Below are 6,763 nucleotides of genomic sequence, written 5' to 3'. Positions count from 1 at the left end.
CCGTCCAGTTCGTCAAGCTCTCCACGCCCGTGGCATTCTCCATCGGCGGCAGTACCTTCCGCATCCAGGCCATGCTGGACAGCTTCATGCCCAACCTCCTGCCGCTGATCCTGGTACTGCTGGTCTGGTGGCTGGTCTCCAGGAAGAACGTCTCCCCCACCCTCATCATGGCGGCGATCATTATCCTGGGTGTGCTGGGAGCCATCCCCATCTGGCCCGGCATTGATGAGGCCGGCAACGCCATCAAGGTGGGTCTGCTCGGCGGATAGCGATTCCGCCGGCCGCGGTGGGAGCGCGGCGCGCGGCCCGCGTGCCCTTTGCCAGGAATTATCCGCCCGGCTGATCCGGGCCTGCGTTATTCATTACACACTACCGTGTGACGAACACACTCCAAAGGGGGAATACCATGAAGGGATTGAAAACACACCGTTGGAAGCGTATCTTCCGGCCCGATGGCAAGACTGTTATCTTTGCCATGGACCACGCCGCCGCCTTCGGCATGATGGAAGGGCTGGAAAAACCAGGAGAGGTCATCCGCAAGGTGCGGGAAGGCGGTGCGGATGCCATCCTGACCACCTACGGCATCTGCCAGCGCTTCCCCGAGGAAATCGGGGATATGGGCATCATCCTGCGCTGTGATGGCGGCTCCTCCGGCCTCGCCAAGACGCGCGGCCCCATGAAGCTGGTCTATGATGTCTATGATGCCCTGCGCATCGGGGCCGAGGCGGTGGGCGTGATGGGCATGCCCGGCTCGCAGTTCGAGGGGGAGACCCTGCCGTACCTTTCCCAGATCATCTCCCAGGCGGCAGAGTGGCACATGCCGGTGATGGCAGAGATGCTGCCGGCCGGCTTCGAGAACCCGCGCGAATGGTGGACCCCCGAGAATATCGGCCATGCCTGCCGCATCGGCGCGGAGCTGGGGGTGGACTTTATTAAGACCGAATACACCGGCGACGTCGAGAGCTTCCGCCGCATTGTGGAACAAGTCTATGTCCCGCTGGTGGTACTGGGTGGGGGCAAGGCCAACGACCCGCGCAGTCTGCTGGAGAAGATTCACGGCGCCATGCAGGCCGGCGCCGCCGGCGTCGCCGTCGGCCGCAACATCGCTCAGTTCCCGCATCCCGACCGCATCACCGCGGCCATTGTCGCCATCGTCCACCAGGGAAGCTCTGTGGACGACGCCATGAAATTCCTGACATGAGAGGACTGCCATGACCAATACCTATCGCCGTGCTGTTTTCGTCGGACCCCGACAGATCCGCATTGATGAGGTGCCCATCCCGGAACCCGGTCCACGCCAGGCGCTGATCCGGGTGCGGGCCTGCGGCCTGTGCACCTGGGAACAGCGCATGTACACCGGGGAGGAGTCGTACTATCCGCTCGCCGGCGGCCATGAGGTGGCCGGCGAACTGGTCAAGCTGGGAGACAAGGTCTTCACCGACGCCAAAATCGGCGACCGGGTGGTGGCCTCGCTCCTGACCCGCTGTGGCTACTGCGAGTCCTGCCGCAAGGGGCTGGACAACATCTGCGACAACGCTCGCGCTCCCTTCTTCGACACGGACGTGCCCGGGCCGGCTGGCCTGGCCGAATACGTCCTGATGGATGACTATCAGTTGTACAAGGGGGCCAACGACATCCCCTTCGAGGAACTGTGCCTGACAGAGCCGCTGGCCTGCGTCGTGCGAAGCGTGCGCAAGGCGCGCCTGGAGCGGGGCGAGAACGTGCTCATCATCGGCGCCGGCATTATGGGCATGCTGCATCTGGTGCTGGCCAAGCAGGCCGGCACCCGCGTTATGGTCAGCGAGCCCAACGCGCCGCGCGCCGAGTTCGCCCGCAACATGGGCGCCGATCTCGTCATCAACCCCTTCGAACAGGACCTGGCTGAAGCGGTGAAGCAGGCGACCAACGGGCGCGGCGCGGATGTCATCTTCTGCGCCACCGCCGCCGGCCCCCTGGTGGAGCAGGCGGTCAACATAGCCGCCAAAGGCGGCCGTGTGATGGTTTATTCCAGCATCCACCCGCGCGGCACCAAGATCACGGTGGACCCCAACATCTTCCACAACAAAGAGGTGACGCTCACCGGCACGGTCAGCCAGGACCGGCAGGACGTCTGGGAGGCTGTGCGGCTCATCACCCAGCGTAAGATCGACCTCAAGCCGTTCATCTCGCGCGTGATGCCGTTCGAGAAGCTCGAGGAGGGGTTCCAGGAAGCGCTGAAGCTGGATACCTATCGCGTGGTCGTTACAATGTGACGCTCTCTGGCCCTGCCCGGCCAGCCTGCCAACCTCCCGCGGGAATGTACTCTCGCGGGAGGTTGGCGCGTTTTCCGGAGCAAAGGCACCGCACCGCTGTGCCCTGATGTTCGGATTGCCAGCGCTATCTATTCAGCGTATAATGGCAGTATCCAGATGGAGCAGATCGGCGCCGGCCGCGCCGCCCCATACAACGCAACGGGGATATGCCATGAGCAGGGAGCTGTTTCCAGCGCCGTCCGACGCACAACCAGAGAAGACGAAATCCCGCGGGCATTTTCGGGCGCTGATGCACGTCAGCGAACTGCTGAACTCCACCCTGCATCTGGATCAACTGCTCGAGCTGATCATGGACATCGTCATTGAGGCGCTGGAGGCAGAGCGGGGATTCCTGATGCTGGTCAATCCGGAGACCGGCCAGTTGAATTTCCCTGTTGCCCGCAACCTGGACCGCCAGAACATCGCCGGCCCGGAGTTCGAGATCAGCCGCAGTGTGGTCAATCGCGTGGCGCGCACCGGTGAGCCAGTGCTGACGCTGAACGCCGAGGAGGACGAGCGCTTCCAGGCCTACCAGAGCATCCTCGATTATCATCTGCGCTCCATCCTGTGTGTGCCCCTCAAGCTGAAGGGACAGGTGACCGGCGCCATCTACATTGACAACCGCCTGAAAGCCGGCGCCTTCTCCAACGAGGACCTGGACTTCCTGACCTCTTTCGCCAACCTGGCGGCCGTGGCCATCGAGAACGCGCGCCTGTTCAACCGCCTGCAGAGCAACCTGGCGGAGACCAGCCGGCTGAAGAGCCTGATGGACAACGTCTTCGCCAGCATCGCCAGCGGCGTCGTCACGGTCGGCCCACACGGCCGCATCACCATGGTGAACCGCGCCGCATCCCAACTGCTCGGCCAACCGCGTGAGGCCTTGCTGGATAAACCGCTGGAGGAGGCACTCCCCTGGCTGGTGATCGAGCCGATCCCCGACGCGCTCCTGCAGATTGTGCGCGGCGAGAAGGACGTGATTACCCTGCCGTTCTCGGCGCATCTGCCTGGACGCGGGCAGGTGCATTTCAAGCTCACCCTTTCCCGCCTGCGCGGCGCCACCGGCGGAGGGATCGTGCTGGCCATCGAGGACCAGACGCTGGAAACCCTGCTCCAGCAGGATCGGGAACGGGAAGCACGCGCGCGGGAGCAATTGCAGGCCATGCTTCAGCGCTATTTGAGCCCCTCGGTCGCGCAGAAGCTGGCCGCCATGCCGGCGAGCGCCCTGACCCTGGGCGGCGAGCGACAGGAGATCACCGTCCTCTTCGCCGACCTGCGCGGTTTTTCCACCCTGGTGGAGCAAACACCGCCCGAGGAAATGGTTCACGTCCTCAACCGCTATCTGGGGCTGGCGGTGGACGCTATCTTCGCCGAAGAAGGCACACTGGATAAATTCCTGGGCGATGCCATCCTAGCCTTCTTCAACGCCCCGGTGCGCCAGCCCGATCACCTCATACGAGCACTGCGGGCCGCGCTGGCAATCCAGGAGAAGGTGCGGCGCAGTTGGGACACCTTCCCCGAACCCTTCCGCCTGCAGTTCGGCATCGGCATCAGCGCCGGCGAGGCCATCGTGGGCCATATTGGGACGGAGGACCGCATGGACTTCACCGCCGTAGGAGACTGCGTCAACGTGGCAGAGCGCCTGCAGGAGGTTGCCGAGCCGGGGCAAATCCTGGTGAGCCATGCGGTGTACGAGCAGGTCAAGGATGTAGTGGACGTGCGCTCGGTGCAGTCCGTGACACTGCGCGGCCGGCAAACCCGCATCCTGGCCTACGAACTGCTGGGCCTGCGCCGGCCGAAATAGCCCCTCACCCTTCCCTTGGAGGTTGTTCGGATAACGTATGAAAGCCCTCTCCGCATTGGTGGCCGGCCTGCCGGCCGGCGAACTGCTCGACCTCAGCGGCGCCTGGGAAGACACAACCATCAGCGGGGTGACCGATGACTCCCGCCAGGTGAGCGCCGGCGCACTCTTTGTCGCCGTGCCGGGGCTTACCGTGGACGGCCATCGCTTCATCCCGCAGGCGGCGGCGCGAGGGGCCGGCGCGGTCGCCGGCGAAAGAAGCCGGGCGGAGCTGGAACTGCCGGCGGGCATACCGTATCTCCAGGTGCGAGATGCACGCCGGGCGCTGGCCTGGCTGGCCGCGGCGTTCTTTGACTTTCCCGCCCATCACCTGCGCGTGATCGGCGTGACGGGCACCGACGGCAAGACCACCACCACCAACCTGATTTATCACATCCTGCGCGCCGCCGGCTGGAATGCCGGCATGATCAGCACCATTTACGCCGATATCGCCGGCCAGATCTATGATACCGGCCTGCACACCACTACGCCGGACGCGCCGGCGGTACAGCGATACCTGCGGGAAATGGTGGATGCCGGCGCCCAGGCCGCTGTCTTGGAGGCCACCTCCCACGGGCTGGCGCAGTATCGCGTGGCGGCCTGCGCCTTCGACACCGCCGTTGTCACTAACATCACCCATGAGCACCTGGATTATCACGGGAGCTACGAGGCCTATTTCGAGGCCAAGGCGCGGCTGTTCTGGGACCTTTCGCAAAGCGTGCGCAAGCCGGGCATCCCCAAAATCTCCGTGCTCAACGCCGATGACGAGAGGCCCTTCGCCGGCCTCTCCCGCATCCCGGCCGACCTGGTCGTCACCTACGGCCGGCGGGCCAGCGCCGACGTCCGCGCCGAGGATGTGGAATGCACTGGCGCCGGCATTCGCTTCCGCACCGTCACGCCCTTTGGGGATTTCGACATCCATTCCCCGCTGGTCGGGGAGTATAATGTCCACAACCTGCTGGCGGCCATCGCCGCCGCCCTGGCCCAGGGCATCGCGCCGGCGCATGTGCAGGCCGGCATCGCCGGCATGGCCGGCCTCACCGGGCGCATGGAGCGCGTGGACCGGGGACAGCCCTTCACCATCATCATCGATTTCGCGCACACGCCCAATGCGCTGGAGAAAGCGCTGACCACCGCCAGGAAGATGACCCGCGGCCGGCTGACCGTGGTGTTCGGGTGCGCCGGCCTGCGCGATGCCCAGAAGCGCCCTATGATGGGGCGCATCGCCGCCGCATTGGCCGACCGGGTCATCCTGACCGCCGAGGACCCTCGCACGGAAGACCTCCGGGCGATCAATGCCCAGATCATCGCCGGCTTCCGCCAAAGCGGCCGGCCCCTGGATGACAGCCTGATGGAGATTGACGATCGCGCCGAGGCTATCCGCACCGCCATCCGCTTGGCCGAGCCTGGGGACCTGGTGCTCATCACCGGCAAAGGACATGAGCGCTCGCTGTGCATCGGCACGGTGGAATATCCCTGGAGCGACCACGAGGCGGTGGAAAAAGCACTGCGCGAACTGGGCTTCGCCGGCGGTTCATGAGGAAGCCAGGCGCTTCCCCAAAGGGGGATCGTATGTCAAACGAGAGGTTTCTCGTCTTCCCGCGGCTCCGCCGCGGGCTGATCTTGCTGGCGCTGGGCATCATCCTGATGACGCTCGCCGGCTGTGAGATGCGGCCGGCGAAGACCCCGCTCATCTCCCGGGATTGGAGCCCCGCCCTGCGGATAGGCAATGCCAGCCAGCACGAACCGGTGGCCATCGCCGTCGAGAGGGATGGGTCTGCCGTCCATCTGGTGTGGCCGGAGGCCGGCACGAACGGCCTGGCCATGCATTACCTGCAGTTGCGGAACAGCCGTCAGCCGGCGGTGGATCAGCTCATTGAGCTGTCGCTCTTTTTCCCCAAGGGTTACAGCCTGTTCCTAGGGGAGGGGGATACACTGCATGTCTTCTTCCTGGCCGGCCAAGGCCCGCACGAGAATGTGCGAATGTTCCATGCAGTGCTGGATAAAAGCGGCCAACTGCGCGCAGACCCCATACCGATCACGCCGGCCGAGCACAATGTCCGGCATTACGCCGCGGCGGCGGACGGCGCCGGCGGGTTCCTGACCATCTGGGACGCCGGTGAGCCGCCGGCCGGCATCTTTCTCCAACGGCTCGATGGGAGCGGTGCACCGCTGGGTGACCCTCGCTTGTTGGCCAGCGATGGGAAGGAGCCGGCGATAGCCGTGGAGCCGGGGGCCGGCGCCCATATCGCCTGGGTGACCGAGCCGCACGCTCAGGACCGCCACCTCTATTACTCTTGGCTGGAATATCCCTTCACTGATGAACCCAGGCTCCTGGAGCTGACCCGCCTGTACGCCGGCACGGGTGCCATCTTTACCACGCCGTCCCTGGGGTTCGACGATGGGCATGTGTACGTGTACTGGAGCGTGGAGTACCGCGCCGGCATGGAGCAGGGGTCTGCCAGCACCTTTTTCGTCGCCTTTCCCAAGGGCCGGCCGGCCCCGCAACAGCCCCACACGCTGTCCCTGCCGGATACGGAAGCCCTGCCCTATGCCCCGCTGAGCGCCCAGCTTGGCCCATGGCGGGAAGCGGGGATCATTGGCCCTGGCGGCATGCCGGCGGAAGCGGCGTTCC

General features: G+C 65.1%; 6 protein-coding genes. All 6 read left to right on the top strand.

Annotated elements, in window-relative coordinates:
* A partial coding sequence (locus H5T60_10185; GenBank protein MBC7242798.1) for a PTS system mannose/fructose/sorbose family transporter subunit IID occupies positions 1-269 on the top strand: 269 nt, incomplete at its 5' end.
* Between the two features lie 137 nt (positions 270-406).
* The gene (locus tag H5T60_10180; protein MBC7242797.1) at positions 407-1,201 is read left to right on the top strand and encodes an aldolase; all 795 of its coding nucleotides are present in this window, start codon (positions 407-409) and stop codon (positions 1,199-1,201) included.
* A 10-nt stretch (positions 1,202-1,211) separates the two neighbouring features.
* Positions 1,212-2,252, top strand: a complete 1,041-nt coding sequence (locus H5T60_10175; protein MBC7242796.1) for an alcohol dehydrogenase catalytic domain-containing protein — start codon at positions 1,212-1,214, stop codon at positions 2,250-2,252.
* Between the two features lie 211 nt (positions 2,253-2,463).
* The gene (locus H5T60_10170; protein MBC7242795.1) at positions 2,464-4,092 is read left to right on the top strand and encodes a GAF domain-containing protein; all 1,629 of its coding nucleotides are present in this window, start codon (positions 2,464-2,466) and stop codon (positions 4,090-4,092) included.
* Between the two features lie 37 nt (positions 4,093-4,129).
* On the top strand, positions 4,130-5,668 hold the full coding sequence (locus H5T60_10165; protein ID MBC7242794.1) for a UDP-N-acetylmuramoyl-L-alanyl-D-glutamate--2,6-diaminopimelate ligase: 1,539 nt from the start codon (positions 4,130-4,132) through the stop codon (positions 5,666-5,668).
* 32 nt (positions 5,669-5,700) lie between these two features.
* Positions 5,701-6,763: hypothetical protein (locus H5T60_10160; protein MBC7242793.1), on the top strand; the 1,063-nt coding region annotated here is incomplete at its 3' end.

The organism is Anaerolineae bacterium (assembly GCA_014360855.1).
Lineage (GTDB): Bacteria > Chloroflexota > Anaerolineae > JACIWP01 > JACIWP01 > JACIWP01.
The sequence above is the reverse complement of the archived record's forward strand: the minus strand, read 5'-3'. Positions and strand labels throughout refer to the sequence as shown.

Excerpts from the sequence above, each read along its gene's own strand:
- H5T60_10180 (MBC7242797.1), top strand. The coding sequence starts at position 407 with ATGAAGGGATTGAAAACACACCGTTGGAAGCGTATCTTCCGGCCCGAT.
- H5T60_10175 (MBC7242796.1), top strand. The coding sequence starts at position 1,212 with ATGACCAATACCTATCGCCGTGCTGTTTTCGTCGGACCCCGACAGATC.
- H5T60_10170 (MBC7242795.1), top strand. The coding sequence starts at position 2,464 with ATGAGCAGGGAGCTGTTTCCAGCGCCGTCCGACGCACAACCAGAGAAG.
- H5T60_10165 (MBC7242794.1), top strand. The coding sequence starts at position 4,130 with ATGAAAGCCCTCTCCGCATTGGTGGCCGGCCTGCCGGCCGGCGAACTG.